We start from the raw sequence: 23,278 nt of genomic DNA on the forward strand, positions 1-23,278 counted from the left end.
CGCCTTTCTGGTTTGATTGAATGCTTACAGCAGATCGTACTGCTTGAGTTTCTTGCGCAGCGTGCCGCGGTTCAGTCCCAGCAGCTCACTGGCCTTGGTCTGGTTGCCCTTGACGTAGTTCATCACGCTTTCGAGCAGGGGCGCCTCGACTTCGGACAGCACCAGGTTGTACACATCCGTGACGGACGCGCCCTCAAGGTGGGCGAAATAATTGTGCAGCGCCTTCTCGACACTCCCGCGAAGGGTCTGGCCTTCTTCGCTCGGCGTGTTGAGGTGCTGTTTCAAATTCACGTTGTCGCTCACGGGTGTTGTTCCACTCACTAAAGTCTCGGTCATCATCGTCATGCGGCCACCCCTTCTTCGTCCCCTGTCAGGCTCTTGTAACGCTCGGCGAAGAACTCCCGAACGTCGGCGCATTGTGCTTCCGTACCATCCAAACGATTGAAACGGGCGCGAAACTCCCTGGCGCCCGGCAAGGTTGCGAGATACCAGCCCACATGCTTGCGGGCAATGCGCACGCCCATCACGTCGCCATAGAAGGCGTGAAGGGCGGCCAGATGCTCCAGCAGGATGCGTTCCACTTCGCTCAGTTCCGGCGCGGGCAATTTCTCGCCGGTGCGCAGGAAGTGTTCGATCTCGCGAAAAATCCATGGCCGCCCTTGAGCGGCACGGCCTATCAGCAGGCCATCGGCACCGGTCGCGTCAAGCACGTATCGGGCCTTTTCCGGCGAATCGATATCGCCATTGGCAAACACCGGGATCGACACGGCCTGCTTGATCGCAGCAATCGTGTCGTACTCGGCTTCCCCTGTGTACAGATCGGCGCGCGTACGGCCGTGCACGGCCAGCGCAGTGATCCCGGCCTGTTCGGCGATCTTCGCCACGGTCAGGCCGTTCTTGTTCTCGCGATCCCAACCGGTGCGGATCTTCAGGGTGACCGGCACATCAACCGCGGCCACTACGGCCTGCAGGATCTCGGTCACCAGTGCTTCGTCTTTCAGCAACGCGGAGCCGGCGGCCTTGTTGCAGACCTTCTTCGCCGGACAGCCCATGTTGATGTCGATAATCTGTGCGCCCAGCTCGACGTTGGCCCGTGCCGCATCAGCCAGCATCTGCGCGTCGCCACCGGCGATCTGCACCGAGCGCGGCTCGGGATCGCCTTCGTGGATCATGCGCATGCGTGACTTGCGGGTATTCCACAGGCTCATGTCGCTGGTGACCATTTCCGAGACTACAAGCCCTGCGCCCAGACGCTTGCACAGCTGACGAAAGGGCTGGTCGGTGACGCCCGCCATCGGGGCGAGAATCAAACCGTTCTGCAATGTATATGGGCCGATGCGTACCGCCGACATAGGACTTCCCTGAAGTGGGGCCGGATCATGAGAGTTCGAAAAAGGGTGGGCATGATACCCGCTCTCGATGACTGGTTAAAGGCTGAATTGAACAAAATCTGAACAGTTATTCTGTTATTGCCAACGGTTTGGTTGGCCGCGATCCAGTCAGAAAAATGCCGTCAATCGGGAAACGCTGAAGCGGTTCATTCCGGCGAATGGAAGTTGAGGCTGTAATTCACCGCTTTCGGCCCCGGATCGAGAATATCCAGGGCGATGTGGATCGGCGTCTGCGGCGGCATTTCCGCCAGACCCTCAAGATCGCCGCTCAGGTACTCGCCGGGCTTGAAGCGACGACTGGCGATCAGGTGACCGTTGAGGTCGGCAAAACGCAACTCGAGCAACGGAAACGGCTGGGAAAACGTCGCACGGTTATAAATGATCGCATCGACCACCAGCGCTCCGCTGAATTCCGGATGGCTGCGCACCACCAGGTTGCTGCTCTTGATTTTGCCGATATCGACTTTGGAGGGCACGGTGCAGCCGATCTGCGGACAGATCTGCTGAAACCATGGGCGGTATTGATCCTGCCGCGCCAGTTCCTCGAAATGATAGGCGATGTACTGAGCGGCAAGCCCGCCGGCCGCCAACACCACCAGCACCAGCCAGAGCAGACGCCGGCCCCAGGGCGAGCGACGTTGCTGCCAGTCCAGTTGCAGCGGGTCGTCGGTCAGATCCTGCAGGACTTCGGCGCGCACGCCGGGCTCGGCCCGTTCACGTTTCTTGCGCGGCGAGGTAATCAACGGCAGATCGTCGTCCTCGCTGTCGTCGCTGGCCGACAAGCGTTCACGGCGGGCGTTGGGATTGATCGGGTCGTGCAGGCGCAGTTGCGGGATCGGCGGCTCGTCGTCCAGGTCCACTGGCTCCAGTGACAACGACGGTTCGGTGCGCTCGGGTTCGAGGGTTTCAATCTCGTCGATATCCGGCTCGATATCCGGCGCGGCGCTGCGCTCCTCGGCAGGCTCGCTGAACAGGCTGTCGGGCCATGTCCCCTCGTCGGGTTCCGGGCTGTCGCGCCGCGCGCTCAAGGACTCTTCGCGGGCACGGCCGAACTCGGCGACCGGCTGGATTTCGCGCTGTTCAAGGCGGGCGAGTTCTTCGTCCAGATCGAGGCTGTCCAGGTCGAGTTCGGACGCGCTCCACTGCTTTTGACTGATGGCGCGCGGCGCAGGCGTGTCATCGATGGTCGGTGCAACGCTGACGGATGTTGGCGCTTCAGGCAGTGGCGACGCGACCGGCGTCACCGTGTCCTTGCCGGCATGTTGCTCGAGCAGCTGCTTGGCAGCATTGAACACTTGCAGGCAGGAGCCGCAACGAACCACGCCGCGCGCCACGCTCAATTGCGCATGGTTGACGCGGAAGCTGGTCTGGCAATGCGGGCACTGGGTGACGAAACTGTCGGTCATGCGGCGATCCGGTTCAGGCAAGCGGTCATTTTAGCGCCGACGCCCGGTGATGCGCACCCAGCCATCGCGATTGGCAATCGGGTCGAGCTCAAAGTCCTGCGCATAGGCAGCGGCGACTTCTTCACCCTGTTCGGCGAGGATGCCCGACAGCGCCAGGCGCCCGCCGCTCTTGACCAGGCTGGACAGTTGCGGCGCCAGCGACACCAGCGGGCCGGCGAGAATATTGGCGACCAGCACGTCGGCCTGGACCTGCGGCAGATCTTCCGGCAGGTACAGCGGGAACAGCTCATCGGCGATGTTGTTGCGCCCGGCGTTGTCGCGCGAGGCTTCCAGCGCCTGCACGTCGATGTCGGTGCCCACGGCTTGTTTGGCGCCGAGCAGCAGAGCGGCAATCGCCAGAATCCCCGAGCCGCAGCCGAAATCCAGCACGTGGCAGTCTTTCAGATCCTGGCCATCGAGCCATTCCAGGCACAGCGCGGTGGTCGGGTGGGTGCCGGTGCCGAACGCGAGGCCCGGGTCCAGCAACAGGTTGACCGCGTCAGGCTCAGGCGCGGCGTGCCAGCTCGGCACGATCCACAGGCGCTGGCCGAAGCGCATTGGCTCGAAACCGTCCATCCAGCTGCGTTCCCAGTCCTGGTCTTCGATGACTTCGCTGTGGTGCTCGGGCAACGGGCTGCCGGTCAGCAACTCCAGGTGAGCCAGCACCGGCTCCGGTTCGGTGCCGCCTTCGAACAGCGCCAGCAAGTGGGTGTGCGACCACAGCGGCGTGGTGTTGAGTTCCGGTTCGAAGATCGGCTGGTCTTCGGCGTCCATGAAAGTCACCGACACGGCGCCGACTTCGAGGAACGCGTCCTCATAGGTTTCGGCTTGTTCCGGGGTGATGGCGAGACGGACTTGCAGCCAAGGCATGGCGGGCACCTTTGAAAATCTGTGGGGCAGCCCGAAGCTGCAAAAGCGCGCAGTTTACGCCAGGTCGCCGGCAAAGTGGACACGCCGCTCGGCTGTTACACATTCGCCAGCGCGATATACATATGTATCGCCTGAGCGCGGTTGCCGACAAATAGAGTGAAAGCTCATTTCTACGCAAGAACGGGCTGGACGATATGGCGGGTGAACAAGCGATTGTAGAAGAAAAACCACCGGAAGCCGCTGCGCCCACAGGAACGGCCCAGGAGATTCTCCTGCGGATCACGCGTTGGCAGGTGATCATCGACAAGCGCCTGAGCAGTCAGCTGACCTTATTGGAGGCCATGGAAGATTTCGCCTTGACCGAGCTGCGCGGTCATTACCCGCACGGCAATATCGACCCGGGGTTCGTGCTGGCTGTGCTGGATGCGATCCTGCAAAAAATCATCGACGGCAAACCGCTGATGTACCTGGCGATCCGTGACGCTCCGTACCGCTGGCCGGGCGCTGCTGATCGGGGATTGCCGCCCGGCCATCGCCAAGCGGTCATCCAGACCGTGGACAGCGTTTCTGTGCATTTCCTTGAGCAATACAAAAAATACCTGCGAGCACACTGGGAAACCAAAGGCCAGGAGGCTGCGTTCGATCAGTTGGTCCTGCGCAAGTTGCGGCGTTATGTCGACGACATCGACGCGCTGTTTCACCCGGATCGTCTCGCGGAACTGACGCCGGATCGATTGCGCAGGCAGATCGAAAAGGTTCAGGAGCGAGGCGCGCGCCGCTATCGGTTGACCGCGCTGGCAACGGGCGCGGAAAAGAAGCGGCTCGAAGCACAGTCATACGCGCAGTTGCCACATTGGTTGCGAGTGCTGAACGACCCGGAGCGTGCGAGGTTGCGCGGTTATCAAGAGCAGACGTCGCTGGCCCGGGCAGCGCTCGATGATCTGCTGGAAGGCTACGGTTCGTTGCGCGCCTATGCCCGGCAACAGGCGCTTGACTACATCAGGCTCAAACTCGACATGGAGGTGGAACCGGACCGGATCGACGTCCGCCTGAAATGGCGTTCAGCGGTCGGTGAGCCGACGCAGAAGCGCAGTCTGAGCGAGTTGCTCGCGGCGGGGCCGATCGGTACTGATTTCGCTAGTGTTCTGGAAGTCACCAGTGCTCCTTCGCGACGCAATCAGCCGCTGGAACCGGCATTCATCGCCGACATGCTGGCCGGCCAGGATTATCCGGTCGGCTACCTGCGCGCCCTCACCGCACAGTATGAGCGCGAGGATGTACACAAAGCCTTGATCGACTGGTTTATCGCGCGACTCAGGCAAAGCGCGTTCGTTGCGCGTTGTGCGGGGTATCTGGCGGTCGACGACCATGATCGTCTCGAATCGCTGTGGGCCGGGGAGGCCATGGATGAATCCTTGCGCGTCGCCGCACTGGCGTTACCCAATGGCATGCAGTGTGCCGACTTTCTGGTGTTTTACCGAGAAAAGGCTGCACCAGCGGTAACTGATCTGCTGCTGTACGCGCCAAACAAACCAGACGGCCAGGAGTGGGTGCGCCTGCCTTCGCTAGCGGCATTGACCGGAGAGGTCTGGGGCTGGACGCAGAGCGAGTCCGGTCGCGAATACCTTTTGCAGCAGCTTTCCCCCACTGCCCATCGTCAGGCCCGTGAGTACCTGGTCGCCGTGGCTGCCGACCCTGGCCGGTGGGGGATGAGCAGTGACATCCGCCGTGCGCCCATGCTGTTTGCTGAATGCGTCGAAGCGGCGGTAAAAATGGGCCTGGCGAAAAACCTGCAGCAGGTTGAAGAGGACAACTCGCTTCGCTGGTCCTCGACGCAGGCCCCGGATGCGCGCCGACGCCTCAGCAGCCTGAATCAGGAGCTGGTTGTCCATCAGCAGGTCTTCAATGAGTGGCTGGGCGGTTTCGAAGTCTTTGTCGACTTCGCCAGGCGCACGGTTGCCGCAGAGATCGCGCCTTATTTGCGCAGCAAACAGGTACTGGAACCGGTCGACCCGGCCACCGTGTTGATCGATTACAGCGCCGGCATCGTCGATCGCAGGAAGCAATCGGTCGCCAGCCTGCTCGACCTGGCGATCTACGGCTACGACGACAACGCCGGTATCGACCATCCGAAGAAAGGCGTGCGCTCCTCCGTTGGCCAGGATTTGAGTCAGGTGCGCAGCGCTGATCTGGCGCTGTATCTGCGCCGGGCGTGGCTGGGTGAAAAGTATGCCAGCGAGATCCGCGGCAGGTATCTCGACGCTCGCGATGCTGCCTATGAGCCGCGTCGCTTCGCCTACCGTAACGTGCTGCTGTCGAAAATGGACCGTGATTTGCGCGTCGCCAGAAGTCAGGCGCGGTTAAGCGACGCGGTTTATTCGGCGCTGGTCCGTCAGGTATCGCTGTTGAGTCAGCTGCCAGCGCCGGGCAAGCCTTTGCGGGGCGCGAGCATGGTCAGCAGTGACGGTGTTTTCAGATTCACCGTGCGCAGCCACGTTGTGCTTGGGGTCTACGTTTTCACCTGTTTCGATCCCGAACCGTCCTGGTGGCTGTACACGCCGGATGCTCCCGATGATCTGACGCTGCGCCCGTATCAGTCACTGCATGGCGACATCGCCGGTGCATTGCATGATTATCTGCTCGCGCGCACGCCGGTTGCTGCGCGCAACACTGTTTCGCGTGCCCTGTATGCGATAGCGGCAAGAAAACAGCGCGTCGATACGCTGTACGAAGCACAGCGCGTGAGTGATGCCCGCAGCGAGTTCAACGCCTACATCGAGCGCACCGTCACGGATGTGGAGGACATCACCACCAGCCGGGCAGAAATGATCGAGAGACAGGTTGTCAAAGGACTGATGTTCGGCGCCGCACCGTTTTGCATGGTGTTTCCGCCCTTTGCCTTGCTACTGGATGTCGTGTTCATTGCCGTCAGCGCCGGTCAGGCCGTCGCGGCGCATCTGGAAGGCGATGTCGAGGGCGCGCTCGGCCACTGGCTCGAGGCATCGTGGGGCGCCCTGTTTGCCATGGTCGGCGCCGGCGGTACGGTCAAGCTGCTCGGGCGTTCGGTCAGCAATCTGAAGCACACGATGCGACCGGTCTCATTGCTCACCGAGCGTCTGAGCAGCGTGGCTCCTGTTCGCAAGGAAACGCTGCCGGCGGTTCGCGAGGTGCGTTTTCGTGCCAGGCAGGCCGTCAGCAGAAAACCGAATGATTTGCAGCAGGTCACTGAAGAAGGTGTCTTTTTTGGCACATGGCGCAGTCCGCCCATGACTCCACAGGCTCAACCGACCTATTACATCCGCAACAGGGGCAAGTATTTCCAGGTCAGGGAAAACCCGCATTTCGATGGTCTCAGCCTGGTCGATGCCCGGCGGCCCGCAGCGATTTATCAAAAACCGGTACGACTGACCACGAGCGGCAAATGGACGCACGATCGCGTCGGGTTGCGCGGCGGCGATGATCAGGTGCGCAATCTTGGCCATGTGACCAATCTGCGCAATGCGTTTCCCGGGCGCGTCGAACCGGTGCTTAACCGTGGCGCGTTGCAGGGCGAAGCCCTGGTGGCGAAGTTTGTCGCCGGCTCGCGGGACAATTACCTGTTTTCGCTGAATGCGCAAACCTGCGTGATTGCCTCGATCTACAACCCGACGACAAAGGTCGGCGCTGTCATTCATTTCGATCACAACATTCGCACGCTGATCAAAGACACGGTCAAGGATACGATGGCGCGTCTGGGAGGCTCGAGCAAAGAGGTTCGGGTCACGCTGGTCGGCGGTGACTGGCTGACCGGGACCGACATCGGTGGGACGGTCAGGACAGTATTGCGTCAAGAGGGGCTGAAGCCGACGTGGGACTACTGGTCGTATTCTTCCTGTCTGGGCAATAACTATGCAGTGTCGTTGAATCTCGATAGCGGTGTTTCGACCGTGTTCAAGACATCCGCCAGTCAGGTCGAACGCCTGTATTCGCCGGTTTTGCAGCGGGCGAGCCATGCCAGCGATCCGGTGTCCAGACGCGCACAGGTATTCATGGCGCGGTTTCGGCGAAAGCCGTTGCACGAGGATGCCTCTGGCGCCGTGGTCGACCAGAACGGGCGCCGGGCAACTCCCGAGATGATTCAGGAGCAGGCTTTTACCTTGGTATCGATGAACTGATGCGCTGGCTTAAGGCATAAAAAAACCCGATCCGCAGGGATCGGGTTTTTTCACGCCAGGTCAGTCTTACGACTGCTTGGCCAGCTTGTGCTCGAGGTAGTGAATGTTCACACCACCTTTGCAGAAGCCTTCGTCACGAACCAGATCACGGTGCAGCGGGATGTTGGTCTTGATCCCGTCGACCACGATTTCGTCCAGGGCGTTGCGCATGCGTGCCATGGCTTCGTCGCGGGTTGCGCCGTAAGTGATCAGCTTGCCGATCAGCGAGTCGTAGTTCGGTGGCACGGCATAACCGCTGTACAGGTGCGAATCGACGCGGACGCCGTTGCCGCCTGGGGCGTGGAAATGCTTGACGGTGCCCGGGCTCGGCATGAAGGTCTTCGGATCTTCAGCGTTGATCCGGCACTCCAGCGAGTGACCGCGGATGACCACGTCATCCTGAGTGAACGACAGCTTGTTGCCAGCGGCGATGCTGAGCATCTCCTTGACGATGTCGATACCGGTGACCATCTCCGAAACCGGGTGCTCCACCTGAACACGGGTGTTCATTTCGATGAAGTAGAAACGACCGTTCTCGTAGAGGAACTCGAAGGTGCCGGCGCCACGGTAGCCGATGTCGATGCACGCCTTGACGCAGCGAGCCAGGACTTCCTGACGGGCCTTCTCATCGATGCCCGGTGCCGGCGCTTCTTCGAGAACCTTCTGGTGACGACGCTGCAGCGAGCAGTCGCGGTCGCCCAGATGGATGGCGTGGCCCTGGCCGTCGGACAGGACCTGCACTTCGACGTGACGTGGATTGGTGAGGAATTTTTCCAGATAGACCATCGGGTTGCCGAACGCCGCGCCTGCTTCGGAGCGGGTCAGTTTCGCCGAGGCGATCAGGTCTTCTTCCTTGTGCACCACACGCATGCCGCGACCACCACCGCCACCGGCGGCCTTGATGATCACCGGGTAGCCGACTTCGCGACCGATGCGCAGCGCCGTCTCTTCGTCTTCCGGCAGTGGGCCGTCGGAGCCTGGAACGGTGGGTACGCCTGCTTCGATCATCGCGTGCTTGGCCGATACCTTGTCGCCCATCAGGCGGATGGTGTCGGCTTTCGGGCCGATGAAGGCGAAGCCGGAGTTCTCGACCTGCTCGGCAAAATCGGCGTTTTCCGCGAGGAAACCGTAGCCTGGGTGAATGGCGGTAGCGCCGGTCACTTCAGCGGCAGCGATGATGGCCGGGATGTGCAGGTAAGACTGAGCGGCGGACGCCGGGCCGATGCAGACGGATTCGTCTGCCAGACCCAGGTGCATCAGCTCTTTGTCGGCCTTGGAGTAAACGGCGACGGTCTTGATGCCCATCTCTTTGCAGGCACGCAGAATCCGCAGGGCGATCTCACCGCGGTTAGCGATCAGAACTTTTTCCAACTTCGCAGTCATCAAAGGCTCTCCGCGGTTCAAACGATGGTGAACAGCGGTTGGTCGTACTCAACCGGCTGGCCGTCTTCGACGAGGATGGATTCGATCACACCGCTGGTTTCAGCTTCGATGTGGTTCATCATCTTCATGGCTTCGACGATGCACAGGGTGTCGCCTTTCTTCACGGTCTGGCCGACTTCAACGAAGGCTGGCGAGGTTGGCGAAGATTTACGGTAGAAGGTGCCGACCATCGGCGAACGGGCAACGGTGCCGTTCAGCGCGGGTGCAGCAGCGGCAGCCGGAGCAGCGGCGGCGACTGGCGCGGCAGCAGGGGCAGCGGCCGGAGCCTGCATCGGGGCTGGCGCGTAGTACTGCTGCGCCGGGGTCTTGCTATGGCGGCTGATGCGTACGGACTCTTCGCCTTCCTTGATCTCGAGCTCGTCGATGCCGGACTCTTCCAGCAATTCGATCAGTTTCTTAACTTTACGGATATCCATGAATCATCAACTCCCAAGGGTCGGTCAGGGGCGTATAGCTTGGTGTTCAAGCTGCTCTAGTGCGGCCTCCAGGGCCAGTCGGTAACCGCTGGCGCCAAGGCCGCAGATCACTCCTACCGCTACATCGGAGAAGTAGGAGTGATGGCGGAAAGGTTCGCGCTTGTGCACGTTGGACAAGTGCACTTCGATGAATGGGATGCTCACTCCCAGCAGCGCGTCACGTAATGCGACACTTGTGTGCGTAAAAGCCGCCGGATTGATCAGAATGAAATCCACGCCCTCATCGCGCGCAGCGTGGATGCGATCGATCAATTCGTACTCGGCGTTGCTTTGCAGATGCAGCAGATGATGGCCGGCTTCACGGGCGCGACGCTCCAGATCCTGATTGATCTGCGCCAGGGTCGTCGACCCATAGGTCCCCGGTTCCCGGGTGCCGAGCAGGTTCAGGTTGGGGCCGTGCAGCACCAGTAGCGTCGCCATCTGCGTTGTCCTTGTTATCAATGAGCAGTCGTCAGAACCCGGCGACTATGCCGCAAAGCCTTTGTGACTGTCCAGTTCCATGCAATAGCCGGCACGATGGGCGATGTTTGCGCGAAATTTGTGACCATGAGTTCACATCCGGTCATTCTGCGGGATCGGCGGTGTCTGGTTTGACGCTATCGCGAGCAGGCTCACTCCTACATTTGGAATGCGTATCCCCTGTAGGAGTGAGCCTGCTCGCGATAGCGGTTTGTCAGACGCGGAAGGCTTGTACGGCGGTGTGCAGTCGGCCGCCGAGAACCAGCAGATTCTCGCCCTGTTCGCGCCCCTGGCCGATGCGCAGCAGGTTATCCCCACCCAGTTGATGAATGCGCTCGCTGTGATCGCGGATCTCGCTCACCGCGCCGCTTTGTTGTGCGGTGACATCGGCAATGCGCACAGCCGTGTCGGCGATGGTCTGAATCGCGTCGACGATTTTATCCAGGGCACCGTCGGCGGCTTGCGCCTGACTAGCCGTGGCTTCGGCGTGCTCGACCTGGGCGCGCATACCCTCAACCGATTGTCGGGCGGCGGTCTGCAAGCCGGCGATCAGCGTCTGGATTTCCGCCGTGGCCCCGGCGGTGCGTTGTGCCAACGAGCGCACTTCTTCGGCAACCACGGCGAAACCCCGGCCCATCTCGCCGGCGCGAGCGGCTTCGATCGCGGCGTTCAGGGCGAGCAGATTGGTTTGGTCAGCAATCGAGCGGATCACCGTCAGCACGCCGCCAATAGTTGCCGACTCCTCGGCGAGGTGCTCGATCATCTGCGCATTGCCCTGAACTTCACCGACCAAAGCATGCAATCCGGTCAGGCTCTGGCCGATCACAGCTTGGCCATGCTCGACAGCCAGACCGGCATGACGGCTGGCATCGGCAGCCTGGCGGGCGTCGCCGGCCACTTGCTGAATGGTCGCCTCCAGTTCGCCCAGCGAATCGCGGATCAGCGCGGTATCACCGGCCTGATGCTCGGCGCCGCTGTGCAGGTCATTGCTCAGTTCGGCGAGGGTACGGCTGCTGCCCGCGACTTGCTCGGCGTTGCCGCGAATCGTGCCGACCAGATCCACCAGATAGGCGCGCAAGCGATTGAGCGAGGCTTCGATGTCGTGCAGTTCGCGGTTGGTCTTGCCCAGTTGGATGTCGCGACTGAAATCGCCTTCGGCCCAGGTCGACAATGCCGGGGCGAGGTTGGTCAGAGTGCGGGCGAGGCGCCGTTGCAAGGTGTCGATGAGCAGGGCGATCAGCAGAATCAGGCCGATCATCACGCCTTGCATCAGCCGCACTTCGCCCTGGATCTGCCCGTGTTGCGCGCGCACCACCGGTTCGAGGCCGGCGATGGCGTGTTGCACGCTGGCGATTTTTTCGTGGGTGGCGGCGCTGAGATCGGCGCGTTTCTGGATCTGCTCGCGAGTGCGCGCCAGTTCCGCCGGGTAGCGGCCGAGCAAGCTGTTCAGTTCGCGTTTGAGGCCGACACCGGCATCCTCGGCGGCGGCTTTATCAGTGCTCTCGATGCCCATGAGTGCGGCGAAATCGTCACTGTTCGATTCAGTGCGGGTGACCACTCCGAGCAAGGGCAGGGCGTCGATTGCCTGGGCCTCGGCGCGCATGCTGTCGACCTCGCGCTCGACATCGGCGGCGAGCTCACTGCGCCCGCTGCTCACCAGTTTGTCCCGCGCCAGCGACAATTTGCCCAGATGCTGCGACGCGGCGAGCAGGGGTGCGAGATAGGCGGCGTTGCCATTGGCGTAGGTGTTGAGCTGGTCGAGGCCGGCGCTGAGTTCGCGTTCTGCCTGCAACAGCAGGGCTTGCGGATCGCCGGCCAGTTTGCCGGCGGCGAGCAGGTCGGTTTTGCTGAATTCATCGAGGCTCGACAGACTTGGCTGCACGGTGTCGGCCAGCGCCGGGGGCAATTCACTCAGTTGCTTGTGCACGCTGTCGATGGCCTGGGCGGCGCTGCTCAGGCGCAGCGCGTCACCGCTGGCGAGGTAATCCTCGACGTTGCGCGCCACTTCATTCTGAAATTGCTGCGACAGCCCCAGGTACCGCTCCATCAAAAGATAGGGCCGTTCCAGGGCTTTTTGCGACCACCACAGCGTGGCGCCAAGGGCCACGCAGACGGCGACCAGCAGCAGAGTGTTGAGATTGGTGAGCAACTTCAGGCGCATGACGGCTACCAACGGCAGAAATGGTAAGCGCCTGAATTTATTGCGGTTCCATTACAGGGTTATGACCGAATCAGTGGATTCCGATGAAAAAGTGGCACTTTGCTTTGATTGCCTGGCGGTCTGCACCCGATTGCGTCCGGCACCCTTGGCGCGATACAGCGCCTCGTCGGCCTGGCTGGCCATCATCAGGCTGTCGGAGTCATCGCACATTTCCACGACGCCGGCGCTGAACGTGCACCAGAGATCCTGCGGCTGCGCCGGGTAATGAATCTCGGCGAAGCGCTGGCGAATCTCGTCGAGGACTTTGTGCGCCGCGTCGATATCGGTGTCGGGCATGACGATGGCGAATTCTTCGCCACCGTAACGGCCGATGAAATCGGTCTTGCGCAAACGCTGCTTGAGGAACAGCGCCAGGCTCTTGATCACACGGTCGCCCATCGGGTGGCCGTGGCTGTCGTTGACCCGTTTGAAGTGATCGATGTCTAGCATGGCAAAGCTCAGCGGCTTGTTCTCGCGGCGGGCGCGGAACGAGCAGTCTTCGAGCAACTGCAGGATGTGCGTGTGGTTGTACAGCCCGGTGAGACTGTCGCGGACCATCCGCGCTTTCAGATTGCGCGCGCGGGCGGCGCGGTTGCGCACCGTGGTGATCAAGTGCCGTGGCTTGATCGGCTTGGTCAAAAAGTCATCGCCGCCCTCGCTCATGGCGTCGAGCTGCTTGTCCAGATCGTCCTCGGCCGACAGGTAAATGATCGGCACGCTGACGTAGCGGTCGTTGTGGCGGATCACTTTGGCCAGTTCGGTGCCGGTGCAGGCCGGCATGTACATATCGAGAATGATCAGGTCCGGCTGGAAATCCGCCAGTTCCGCCATCGCCTGAATCGGTTCGATCAACGTGCGGGTGACAATCCCGGCGCTGTTGAGCAGGCGCTCGGTGTGCAAGGCCTGCGCGCGCGAGTCGTCGATGATCAGCACTTTATAGGGCTCGTACTGGGCGACGCAGGTCAGCACTTCGATTTTTTCCAGCAGGCTCGAAGCTTCGAGGGTGCCGGTGAGAAATTCCTGACCACCAGCGCGCACGGCGGCGAGACGGGTCGGGGTATCGGTTTCGTGCAGGCTGAAAAACAGCAATGGAAGCTGTTCTTCGAGGCCGACCTGAGCTTCGGCGGCGAGTTTCAGGCCGATGCCGGGACCGCTGAAATCCACGTCCATGACAATCGCCGCGGGCAAGCGCTCGACCATCGACGAGCGAAACGCGGCCACGCTGTCCAGTGCCTGCGCGCTCAAACCGAAAAATTCCAGCTGCTTGGCCAGCCGTTCGGCGCGGTCGTGGTCTTGCAACATCACATAGATCGGCTTGCGCAGCGGCGGCAGGAAGGTCTGGTCGAGCTGATCGCCATGGCGCAGGCCGGTGCGCGACAGGCGCTGCATCAAGCGATTGAGATCGGTGATCAGGCCGCTGCTGAGACGGCCACGGTTGGCGTCCACCGCCTGCAGCGACTGGCCGATGTGATGCGCCAACTGCGTGTGTTCCGGCTGTTCGAAACGCTCGGCAAAACGCAGCAGGCGCAGATTCGCCTCGCTCAGTTCGGCGAGGTCGACGGTGGACCACTCACTGCGTTGCAGGCGCTGCCATATCTCAAGAATCTGACGTGCCTGATGAATTACCCGCTGGGCAAAGTGGTGCTTGAGACGCTCACGGCTGGGGTCTTCTGGCTCGGTCATATCCTGACTACTAGTTAGGGTGCATGCTGAGATCGACTGGTGGCTCTATGCTAGCACCTCTTTTCCCTTAGACGAGTGTCGTACGTCAATAATCTGCTGGACGACACGATTCAGTTTCTGACCGGGTGGTTTTCTCACGCACTTGCGGGTCAGTCCGACGCCCGGAATCCGCACGTTCGACTTGCAAGGAAGGGCAGAACAGTCGGGAATTCTCCATCGTTGCGCGGACCACGCTCAGGTCAGGGTTCGCTGCATCGCAGGCATTGCCAGTATCAGGGAATCCCCTAGCGTGTCGCGAAGCGTCATCGGCCCCTACGATTTGCGGCTTATCGTTAGCGGCAGGTGCTAGGCCAAGGCACGTTGTTGTATGGTTGTGGTCGAACCGTTGAACCCAAGTGATTGAAAGGATATCGCCATGCTGGACTGGAAAAACCGCGCGGGCAGCGCGCCTGAACGTGCCGCCGAGCCCAAGTCGGCCACCCGCAGTTATGTCGGCGGGCTATTTTTCAGCCGGGCGCTGGCCACAGTGATTGGTCTCTACTTGCTGGTGACCATCGCGCTGGGCTGGTACTGGAGCCAGGAACCGGAGCTGTTTCCAGTGGCGCAAAATGCCCAGGTCGCTGCCGAGAAAGAAGGCAAGCAAATGGTGGTCGGCTACACCACCGTCGAAACCCTGAAAACCGTTGCCGGTACCTTGCTCAACAAGCCGGGCGGTTACATTTCCAACGATCGTTTCCCGCCGGGTCTGTGGATGGACAACACGCCGAGCTGGGAATACGGCGTGCTGGTGCAGGTGCGTGACCTGACCCGTGCCCTGCGCAAAGACTTCGCCCGTTCGCAATCGCAGTCGGCCGAAGACGCCGATCTGGCCAAGGCCGAACCGCGTTTCAACTTCGACAACAAGAGCTGGGTGCTGCCGTCCAGTGAGTCGGAATATCAGGAAGGTATCAACTCCCTGAGCCGTTATCAGGCGCGCCTGTCCGATCCGAATCAGAAAAACGCGCTGTTCTATGCCCGCGCCGACAACCTCAACAACTGGCTGGGCGACGTCGGCACCCGTCTCGGTTCGCTGTCGCAACGCCTGTCGGCCAGTGTCGGCCGGGTCAAGCTCAACACTGCGCTGAAAACCGAAGTCCCGGCGGTCGGCGAAGTGCCGCAGGTTGACGAAGAAGTCGTGGAAACCCCATGGATGCAGATCGACAACGTGTTCTACGAAGCACGGGGTCAGGCCTGGGCGCTGTCGCATCTGCTGCGTGCCATCGAAGTCGACTTCGCTGATGTGCTGGCGAAGAAGAACGCCACCGTCAGCGTGCGCCAGATCATTCGGGAACTGGAGGCTTCGCAAGAGCCGGTGTGGAGCCCGATGATCCTTAATGGCAGCGGTTTCGGCGTTCTGGCCAACCACTCGCTGGTCATGGCCAACTACATTTCCCGGGCCAACGCCGCGGTGATCGATCTGCGTCAACTGCTCAATCAGGGCTGATACGTGAGCCAGACCCCCGGAGAGGCGGCCCATCGCGCTGCCTCGGATGCTGAACAGATTGCCTGGGTCGACGAGCACGACAACCTGCTCGGCGCCCTGGTGCGTTCCGATTTGCGCGAACGCGGGCTGATCGGTCGTGGCACCTACATCATGCTGTTCAATTCCGCCGGTGAGTTGTGCGTGCACCGGCGCACATTGAGCAAGGCGATTTATCCCGGCTACTGGGATGTTGCCGCCGGCGGCATGGTCCAGGCCGACGAAAGCTACGCCGAGTCGGCGGCGCGCGAGCTGGAGGAAGAGCTGGGCGTCAGCGGCGTCGAGCTGACCGCTCACGATCACTTCTACTTCGAAGACACCGGCAATCGACTGTGGTGTTCGGCGTTTTCCGCTGTATGGGACGGGCCGCTGAAACTGCAGCCGGAGGAAGTCCTCGAAGCGCGATTCATTCCCGTCGAACAGGTCATGCGGGAAATCACCGAAAAGCCTTATTGCCCGGACTCTCTGGCCGCATTGAAGCGCTATCTCAAGGCGCAGCAGAGCCACGTCGCAAAGAACACATGAATTGGCGCCGATTGGCACTTAGCAATCGCGATTTTTGTCGTTACACTGCGCGACCTTTTCAAGCTGCACCGGATGGCTTGAGGTTGGCCTGCAGATATTCAGCCCAGCGTTCATAGTTTTCCGATGCAGTAGCGCTGCCCCTGCCTGAGTGGGGCTTCGCGGTCGCTGACCTTGCCCAAGGTTGCGATCAGTCTTTGTCCTCCCGAGAGGATTGCCGGTGGCCAAGAAAGCCGCATCCTTCGCCGCCCTGGGCGGCCTGGTATTTTCCACCGACGCAGGTCGTCATTGCCCGGAATGCAGCAAGCCGGTGGACGCCTGTATCTGCAAGCAAACCGTGATCCCGGCCGGTGACGGCATTGCCCGCGTGCGTCGCGAAAGCAAAGGACGTGGCGGCAAAACGGTGACCACCATCACCGGCGTGCCCCTGGCCGAAGACGCGCTCAAGGAGCTGGCGACGACGTTGAAAAAACGTTGTGGCACCGGCGGGGCGTTGAAGGACGGCATCATCGAAATCCAGGGCGATCACGTCGAGCTACTCTTGGCAGAGCTGATCAAGCACGGTTTCAAAGCGAAGAAATCCGGCGGCTAGCAGCCTCTGTGAAACCCTCCGGCGGCTTGATCCGGCTTCGAGTGTTCTCGACTCCGGCGTCGTCGCCATGGTTTTCACAGAGCCTGTTCATGACCGGTTTCTAAACTCCACGCAGTCAGTGCGGTCTACCGCCGCACTGACGAACCGTCATTTTCATTCTTTAGACTGCGCCGGCCTGCACTTCAGGCGACGCACTCTGACTTCTTTATAGGGGACTTCGATGTCCGTACGACGCACACGTAAAGACGATGGCAGCCAATGGACAGTTGCGGACAGCCGCAGCGTTTACGGGATTCGCCATTGGGGGGCCGGGTATTTCGCGATCAATGAAGCCGGTCGCGTCGAAGTACGTCCGAACGGCCCGAGCAGCTCGCCCATCGATCTGTTCGAACAAGTCGACCAACTGCGCAAGAGCGGTTTGTCCTTGCCGTTGCTGGTACGTTTCCCCGACATCCTGCAAGACCGTGTCCGTCAATTGACCGGAGCCTTCGATTCGAACATCGAACGCCTGGAATACCAGAGCAAGTACACCGCGCTGTACCCGATCAAGGTCAACCAGCAGGAAGCGGTGATCGAGAACATCATCGCCACCCAGAACGTCTCCATCGGTCTGGAAGCCGGCTCCAAGCCTGAGCTGCTGGCCGTGCTGGCGCTGGCGCCGAAGGGCGGCACGATCGTCTGCAACGGTTACAAGGACCGCGAGTTCATCCGTCTGGCGCTGATGGGCCAGAAGCTCGGCCACAACGTGTTCATCGTCATCGAAAAAGAATCCGAAGTCGGTCTGGTGATCGAAGAAGCGGCCTCGCTGAAGGTCAAGCCGCAGGTGGGTCTGCGCGTGCGCCTGTCGTCGCTGGCCTCGTCGAAATGGGCGGACACCGGTGGCGAGAAATCCAAATTCGGTCTGTCGGCGGCGCAGTTGCTGTCGGTGGTCGAGCGCTTCCGTGGCGCCGGTCTGGATCAGGGCATTCGCCTGCTGCACTTCCACATGGGCTCGCAGATCGCCAACCTCGCGGACTACCAGCACGGCTTCAAGGAAGCAATTCGTTACTACGGCGAACTGCGCAACCTCGGTCTGCCGGTCGATCACATCGACGTCGGCGGTGGCCTTGGTGTCGACTACGACGGCACCCACTCGCGCAATGCCAGTTCGATCAACTACGACATGGACGATTACGCCGGCGTCGTGGTCGGCATGCTCAAGGAATTCTGCGACGCGCAGAGCCTGCCGCATCCGCACATCTTCTCGGAAAGCGGCCGTTCGCTGACTGCACACCACGCAATGCTGGTGGTGCAGGTGACCGACGTCGAGAAACACAACGACGAAATCCCGCTGATCGAAAACAAGGAAAGCCTGCCGGAAACCGTGCAGTGGCTGGTGGACCTGCTCGGCCCGACCGACATCGAAATGGTCACCGAAACCTACTGGCGCGCTACGCACTACATGAGCGACGTGGCCGCGCAGTACGCCGATGGCAAGCTGACCCTGGCGGAAAAGGCCCTGGCGGAACAATGCTATTTCGCTGTTTGCCGGCGCCTGCACAACTCGCTGAAGGCGCGTCAGCGTTCGCACCGTCAGGTGCTCGACGAACTCAACGACAAGCTGGCCGACAAGTACATCTGCAACTTCTCGGTATTCCAGAGCCTGCCGGACACCTGGGCGATTGATCAGGTGTTGCCGATCATCCCGCTGCACCGTCTCGACGAAGAGCCACTGCGCCGGGCGGTGCTGCAGGATCTGACCTGCGATTCGGACGGCAAGATCAACCAGTACGTCGACGAGCAGAGCATCGAAACCAGCCTGCCGGTGCATGCGTTGAACGAAGGCGAAGATTACCTGCTGGGCGTGTTCCTGGTCGGCGCCTATCAGGAAATCCTCGGCGACATGCACAATCTGTTCGGTGACACCGACTCGGTGAACATCTACCAGAACGCCGATGGCAGCGTGTACCACGCGGGCATCGAGACCCACGACACCATCGAAGACATGCTGCGGTACGTGCACTTGTCGCCGGAAGAACTGATGACTCACTACCGCGACAAGTGCGCCAGTGCCCGCATCAGCGCCAGCGAGCGCACGCAGTTCCTCGATGCTCTGCGTCTGGGCCTGACCCGCTCGTCCTATCTGTCTTCCTGAGACCCGATAGCGTTCCGGCCGGGTTGTCCGATTTTTTTCCGCAAGCTGTGGAAAATTCGGATAACCCGGTGGGACATCTCCTGATTTTTTCAGGAAAACCTGTGCTACTTAGGTCAGCAAACTCTTCTGGTCTGCTTTTCGCGTAGGTCATTTCCTAAGTTGTACTTCGCCTCTCTACTCGGCCATGCCTCTCGGCGAGAATCCCCGGCCGCCCCTCCTGTAGAGATCCGCCCATGTTCGATCCAGTCAACGAGCCGTCGTTTCGTCTCGATGTAGCGGGCCTGTCCGACCCCTTCGAAGTTCTCGCCTTTACCGGAAGGGAAGCGCTCAGCGAACCCTTCGCCTTCGAGATCGATGTGGTAATCGACGATCCGCATCTGGATCTCGCCGGCCTGCTGCACCGTTCGGCCTACCTGTGTTTCGGCCCGCCCGGCCAAGGCGTGCACGGACAGCTGCACAGCCTTGTCCAGCATGAGCACAGCCATGGTCTGCGCTTGAGCCGAGTGCGCCTGGGGCCGAGGCTCGATTGCCTCGACCTGCGCTTGAGCCAGCGCATTTTCAGCGGCCGTTCTGTGCCGCAGATCATCGAACAGGTGCTGCGCGAACATGGCATCGTCGGCCTGCAACGGCGTTTCGACCTGCACAGCGACTACCCGGCCCGCACCTTCTGCACCCAGTACCGCGAATCCGATCTGCAACTGCTCCAGCGCTTGTGCGCACAGGCCCGCATTCACTATCACTTCGAGCATCACCGCGACCGGCATTGCCTGGTGTTCGGCGACGATCCGACGCGGTTGCCGCAGGCCGATGTCGCGCACTATCAGGCTGAGCATGACCACCGGGGCGTTGCGCCAGCCGTCCGCCAATGGCGACTGCAAGACGATTCCCAGGCCAGCCAGCGAGGACCCTATGCCGAAGGACACAGCGATTTGCCCGCCCTGCGCAGCGGTCAGTGGCTGCCGCTGGACGACCATCCTTTCATCGAATGCAATCGCCCCTGGTTGCTGACCCGCATCGAGCACCGCGCCGATCAGTCTCTCGAACCGGCCTACAGCAATCGCCTGTTCGCGGCCGCGCGGGTGCCAGTCTCTGCGGCCGCCGCGATGCCGCCCAAACAACGCATGCACAGCCTGCAGCGCGCTTGGGTAGTGTCGGTCGACGAAGCACAACCTGATCGCTCGCGGCCCGTCGCGGTGCAATTCGACTGGCTCTATCAGGGCGAGGGCGCAGCGCCGAGCCATTGCTGGCTGCCCCTCGCGCCAACCCTGAGCGATTTGCCTTCGGCAGCGTTGGCCGATGGCGTGGAGGTGGTGGTGAGTTTTCTTGAAGGCGATCCCGATCAGCCGATGGTCACTGGCGTTCTTAAGCCCTCGGTGCTGCCAGAGGATGCGGTTGAGGACGATGCTCCGTCACCGCTGCCGGAACTGCTGGTCAGTGATGGATTGCAGCAATTGCTACAGTCCGGCGAACCGTTGCTGCTGCTGTGTCTGCTGCCGGGTGGGGGGAGTTTCAACCATTGCGCTGAATCCGTATGCAGTTGCCGGTTGCTCACTGCGCTCGACCAGAGCAGCGCAAGATGAGCGGCGCGGCGCTTGAGCCTGTGGCGCACTGGCTGTTGCTCGATACTCCGGACGCGTCACGTGCCCTGCGAACTTTGCGCCAGGGGTTTGCCGATGTACAACGTCACCGATTGTTTGACGGCACTGAGTTTCAACCGGTCAGTGAGCATGGCCCGATCCTCGTCGATTTGCGCAATAGCCCAGGATTGACGGCGTTATGTCTGCACGATCCGGACACTTGGCGCGGCCTGCTGCTGAGCTGCGAAATACCCGCGCAACAGTTGCTGAGCCATTTGCAGCGCATGCTCACGGTTTCGTTCGGTCTGAATCATCGGGCCTTGCTCAGCTATTACAACCGTCAGACCGCCAGCTATTTCTTCGACGCCTGCGACGCCGCGCAACTGAGTCGCTGGCTCGGGCCGATCCGCTACCTGCGCTGGTTTGGCGGTACGTGGGCCGACCGCGCCATCGGCAGTCAGGGCTGGCAGCAATTGCGTAATCCCGGTCTGCTCGTCGAGCCGTTGGGCATCGAGGAAAGTCTGACCCGGCGCCAGCGTGAACGCCTGCAAACCTGCCTTTTGGAGCAGCATATCTGGCGCTGGTGCCAGTCCCTGAGCGCCGATTACCAGACGATCTCTGTGCATGTGCAACAAGGTCTGGCGCTGGGTTTCAGCGATCGTGCCGTGCTCGACGGCTGGCTGTGGTTGCGTCTGCTGCATCCACGCGCCGCGCTGGTTGCGCCGCCGGCGGGGCTGACGCAGCAGGAGCGGCTCGATCATCTGCGTCGTCAGTGGGGTGCGGCGGGCTGACTGTTTTCCTCAGTGAGCCTTGCCGCTGAACCAGCCATCGCTGCGTTTCAGCCACAGGGCTTGCGCGCCAAGGGTCACGCTGCGCAAGACCATGAACAGCAGGAAAGATATCCACAGGCCGTGATTGCCCAGGTCCTGCAAGAACCAGGCGAAGGGCAGCAACAGCAGCACCGTCAGCAGCATGCCGTTGCGCATTTCCCGGGCGCGGGTGGCGCCGATGAACAGTCCGTCGAGCAGGTAACTCCAGACCGCTATCAACGGCAGTACGGCGAGGTAGGGCAGGTAGACGAAAGCAGTGTCGCGCACGCTCTGGATATCGGTCTGCATTTCGATGAACAGGTGTCCGGCGAGCAGAAACAGCGCAGCGAAGCCAAGGCTGGCGATCAGTGACCAGCCGCCGGCCACCACCAGCGAACGGCGCAGTGCCAGTCGATCCCGCGCGCCGATGGCATGGCCGCACAAGGCTTCGACGGCGTGGGCCAGACCGTCCAGGGCATGAGCCGTCAGCAGCAGGCCGTTGAGCAACAGCGCATTGGCGGCCACCGTCGCATCGCCGAGCCGCGCGCCTTGCACGGTGATCAGGAAAAACACCGATTGCAGGGCGAGGCTGCGGATGAAGATGTCACGGTTGACCGCCAGCAGCGGGCGCCAGCTCTGCCAGACTTTCAGCGCCGACCAGATGATCTGCCCCGGATAGGCGCGCAACGCTGTGCGCGTCAGCCACAGGCCGAGGAGGGCGCCGCTCCATTCGGCGATCACCGAAGCGCGGGCAGAACCGACCACGCCCCAGTCCAGGCCAATCACAAACCACAGGTTGAGCACGATGTTGATCAGGTTGGTGCTCAACAGAATCGCCAACGGCGCCCGCGCGTTCTGCGTACCGAGGAACCAGCCGACCAGCGCGTAGGTTGCCAGCGCTGCGGGCAGGCCGAACAGGCGCGTGTGGAAAAACTCCCGGGTCAGTAGCTCCAGTTCCGTCGATGGCTGCATGAAGTGCAGCGCAACGCCGCTGAGCGGCACACCAAGACAGCCGAGCACGATCGCCAGCCCCATCGCCAGCAACAGACCCTGCAGGAGAATCTGCCGCAACGCCGCGCCATCGCTGCGCCCGGCAGCCTGTGCGGCAAAACCGGTGGTGCCCATGCGCAGAAAACCCATCGCCCAGGCCAGAAACGTGTACAGGCTGGCGCCGACCGCCACCGCCCCCAACTGATGGGCATGCGGCAGGTGGCCGATGACAGTGCTGTCGACCAGCGCCACCAGCGGCACGGAAATATTGGAGAGGATCATCGGCGCGGCGAGCGCCCAGACCTTGCGGTGAGTCGGGCGGTCGCGCCAGTCGGTAATCAGAGAGGACATGCAGGCTCCTTGGGGGAGCGGGGATTGTAGCGATTAACGCAATTTACTGTAGGAGTGAGCCTGCTCGCGATAGCGCCCGTTCAGTCACACAAGCTTCGAATGACATACCGCGATCGCGAGCAGGCTCACTCCTACAGGGGGCGGTGGGTTAATGGATGATCCAGCTCAACAACCACAACCCGAGCAGCAACCAGATGATCCCGGCAATGATCGACGCGTTCATGAACGCCCTAATCGCCGACCACAAGAGCATCAGGCCAACGATCAGCGCGATGATGCTGATGATCGAGGTGTCCATCCCCAGCGTCTGCGCCAGGCCATCGACAAAATTGCCGCCAGCGTTGCTGAGCATGTTGAACAGACCGCTGAGGCCATCGACGATGAAGCGGATGACCGAACCGAGTGCCTGGCCGAGCCATTCGAAAAAGCTTTCTACACGCATGTCTGCATCCCTGATGAAAGAGCTGAGCCTTGGGCCACGCCGAGGGCGGCCGAGTTCCCTGCAACTATAGAGCGTTTGCACGTCCTCTGTAGGAGTGAGCCTGCTCGCGATGAGGTCGTTACATCCAGCATCATTATTAACTGAAACACCGCAATCGCGAGCAGGCTCACTCCTACAGGTTT

Annotated in this window: 18 protein-coding genes; 7 read left to right on the forward strand and 11 right to left on the reverse strand. The window is 61.4% G+C overall.

From position 1 onward, the window contains the following. Positions 1-24: 24 nt before the first annotated feature. The 4 genes from fis to prmA all read right to left on the reverse strand — a co-directional run bounded on the left by fis (position 25) and on the right by prmA (position 3,706). Positions 25-345, reverse strand: coding sequence for a DNA-binding transcriptional regulator Fis (gene fis / locus BLU71_RS25070; protein WP_002555375.1), 321 nt, complete (start codon positions 343-345; stop codon positions 25-27). Continuing rightward, on the reverse strand, positions 342-1,352 hold the full coding sequence (dusB, locus tag BLU71_RS25075) for a tRNA dihydrouridine synthase DusB (RefSeq protein WP_042608907.1): 1,011 nt from the start codon (positions 1,350-1,352) through the stop codon (positions 342-344). The genes fis and dusB overlap by 4 nt, the downstream gene beginning before the upstream one ends. 185 nt (positions 1,353-1,537) lie before the next feature. Continuing rightward, positions 1,538-2,797 carry a DUF3426 domain-containing protein gene (locus BLU71_RS25080; protein WP_083354114.1) on the reverse strand — a complete coding sequence of 420 codons (1,260 nt, stop codon included), beginning with the start codon at positions 2,795-2,797 and terminating at the stop codon, positions 1,538-1,540. 30 nt (positions 2,798-2,827) lie between these two features. Next, on the reverse strand, positions 2,828-3,706 hold the full coding sequence (gene prmA, locus BLU71_RS25085) for a 50S ribosomal protein L11 methyltransferase (RefSeq protein WP_042608905.1): 879 nt from the start codon (positions 3,704-3,706) through the stop codon (positions 2,828-2,830). Between the two features lie 194 nt (positions 3,707-3,900). On the opposite strand from prmA, the gene BLU71_RS25090 reads away from it, so the two are divergent. Then, entirely contained in the window at positions 3,901-7,860 is a 3,960-nt protein-coding gene (locus BLU71_RS25090; protein ID WP_156889244.1) for a type III effector 1, read from the forward strand. Positions 7,861-7,926: 66 nt separating this feature from the next. Here BLU71_RS25090 and accC read toward each other — a convergent pair whose 3' ends face one another. The 5 genes from accC to gcbA all read right to left on the reverse strand — a co-directional run bounded on the left by accC (position 7,927) and on the right by gcbA (position 14,160). Beyond that, entirely contained in the window at positions 7,927-9,282 is a 1,356-nt protein-coding gene (accC, locus tag BLU71_RS25095; protein ID WP_024011424.1) for an acetyl-CoA carboxylase biotin carboxylase subunit, read from the reverse strand. Between the two features lie 17 nt (positions 9,283-9,299). Next, positions 9,300-9,758, reverse strand: coding sequence for an acetyl-CoA carboxylase biotin carboxyl carrier protein (gene accB / locus BLU71_RS25100; protein WP_016771862.1), 459 nt, complete (start codon positions 9,756-9,758; stop codon positions 9,300-9,302). Positions 9,759-9,782: 24 nt separating this feature from the next. Beyond that, entirely contained in the window at positions 9,783-10,238 is a 456-nt protein-coding gene (aroQ, locus tag BLU71_RS25105; RefSeq protein WP_042608903.1) for a type II 3-dehydroquinate dehydratase, read from the reverse strand. Positions 10,239-10,491: 253 nt separating this feature from the next. After that, entirely contained in the window at positions 10,492-12,438 is a 1,947-nt protein-coding gene (locus BLU71_RS25110) for a methyl-accepting chemotaxis protein (RefSeq protein ID WP_083354115.1), read from the reverse strand. 51 nt (positions 12,439-12,489) lie between these two features. After that, positions 12,490-14,160, reverse strand: a complete 1,671-nt coding sequence (gene gcbA, locus BLU71_RS25115; protein ID WP_042608901.1) for a diguanylate cyclase GcbA — start codon at positions 14,158-14,160, stop codon at positions 12,490-12,492. Positions 14,161-14,575: 415 nt separating this feature from the next. Between gcbA and BLU71_RS25120 the strand changes: the two genes are divergently transcribed. The 6 genes from BLU71_RS25120 to BLU71_RS25145 all read left to right on the forward strand — a co-directional run bounded on the left by BLU71_RS25120 (position 14,576) and on the right by BLU71_RS25145 (position 21,295). Further along, the gene (locus BLU71_RS25120) at positions 14,576-15,643 is read left to right on the forward strand and encodes a DUF2333 family protein (protein ID WP_064362981.1); all 1,068 of its coding nucleotides are present in this window, start codon (positions 14,576-14,578) and stop codon (positions 15,641-15,643) included. Between the two features lie 3 nt (positions 15,644-15,646). Next, positions 15,647-16,204 (forward strand): NUDIX hydrolase, encoded by a 558-nt coding sequence (locus tag BLU71_RS25125; RefSeq protein ID WP_065615544.1) that lies wholly within the window; start codon positions 15,647-15,649, stop codon positions 16,202-16,204. 217 nt (positions 16,205-16,421) lie between these two features. Continuing rightward, the gene (locus BLU71_RS25130) at positions 16,422-16,793 is read left to right on the forward strand and encodes a translation initiation factor Sui1 (protein WP_007914613.1); all 372 of its coding nucleotides are present in this window, start codon (positions 16,422-16,424) and stop codon (positions 16,791-16,793) included. Positions 16,794-17,013: 220 nt separating this feature from the next. Continuing rightward, positions 17,014-18,927 carry an arginine decarboxylase gene (gene speA / locus BLU71_RS25135; RefSeq protein ID WP_016771856.1) on the forward strand — a complete coding sequence of 638 codons (1,914 nt, stop codon included), beginning with the start codon at positions 17,014-17,016 and terminating at the stop codon, positions 18,925-18,927. Between the two features lie 233 nt (positions 18,928-19,160). Then, positions 19,161-20,507, forward strand: coding sequence for a type VI secretion system Vgr family protein (locus BLU71_RS25140; protein ID WP_083354116.1), 1,347 nt, complete (start codon positions 19,161-19,163; stop codon positions 20,505-20,507). After that, positions 20,504-21,295: a DUF4123 domain-containing protein gene (locus BLU71_RS25145; protein WP_083354117.1), complete on the forward strand. Its 792-nt coding sequence runs from the start codon at positions 20,504-20,506 to the stop codon at positions 21,293-21,295. The genes BLU71_RS25140 and BLU71_RS25145 overlap by 4 nt, the downstream gene beginning before the upstream one ends. 9 nt (positions 21,296-21,304) lie before the next feature. On the opposite strand, the gene BLU71_RS25150 is transcribed toward BLU71_RS25145, so the two are convergent. Further along, positions 21,305-22,654, reverse strand: a complete 1,350-nt coding sequence (locus tag BLU71_RS25150; protein ID WP_042608896.1) for an MATE family efflux transporter — start codon at positions 22,652-22,654, stop codon at positions 21,305-21,307. 148 nt (positions 22,655-22,802) lie between these two features. After that, a complete protein-coding gene (locus tag BLU71_RS25155; protein ID WP_039757018.1) occupies positions 22,803-23,096 on the reverse strand; it encodes a hypothetical protein in 294 nt (97 codons plus the stop codon). Positions 23,097-23,278 lie beyond the last annotated feature (182 nt).

This window comes from Pseudomonas moraviensis, assembly GCF_900105805.1.
Classification (GTDB): Bacteria; Pseudomonadota; Gammaproteobacteria; order Pseudomonadales; family Pseudomonadaceae; genus Aquipseudomonas; species Aquipseudomonas moraviensis_A.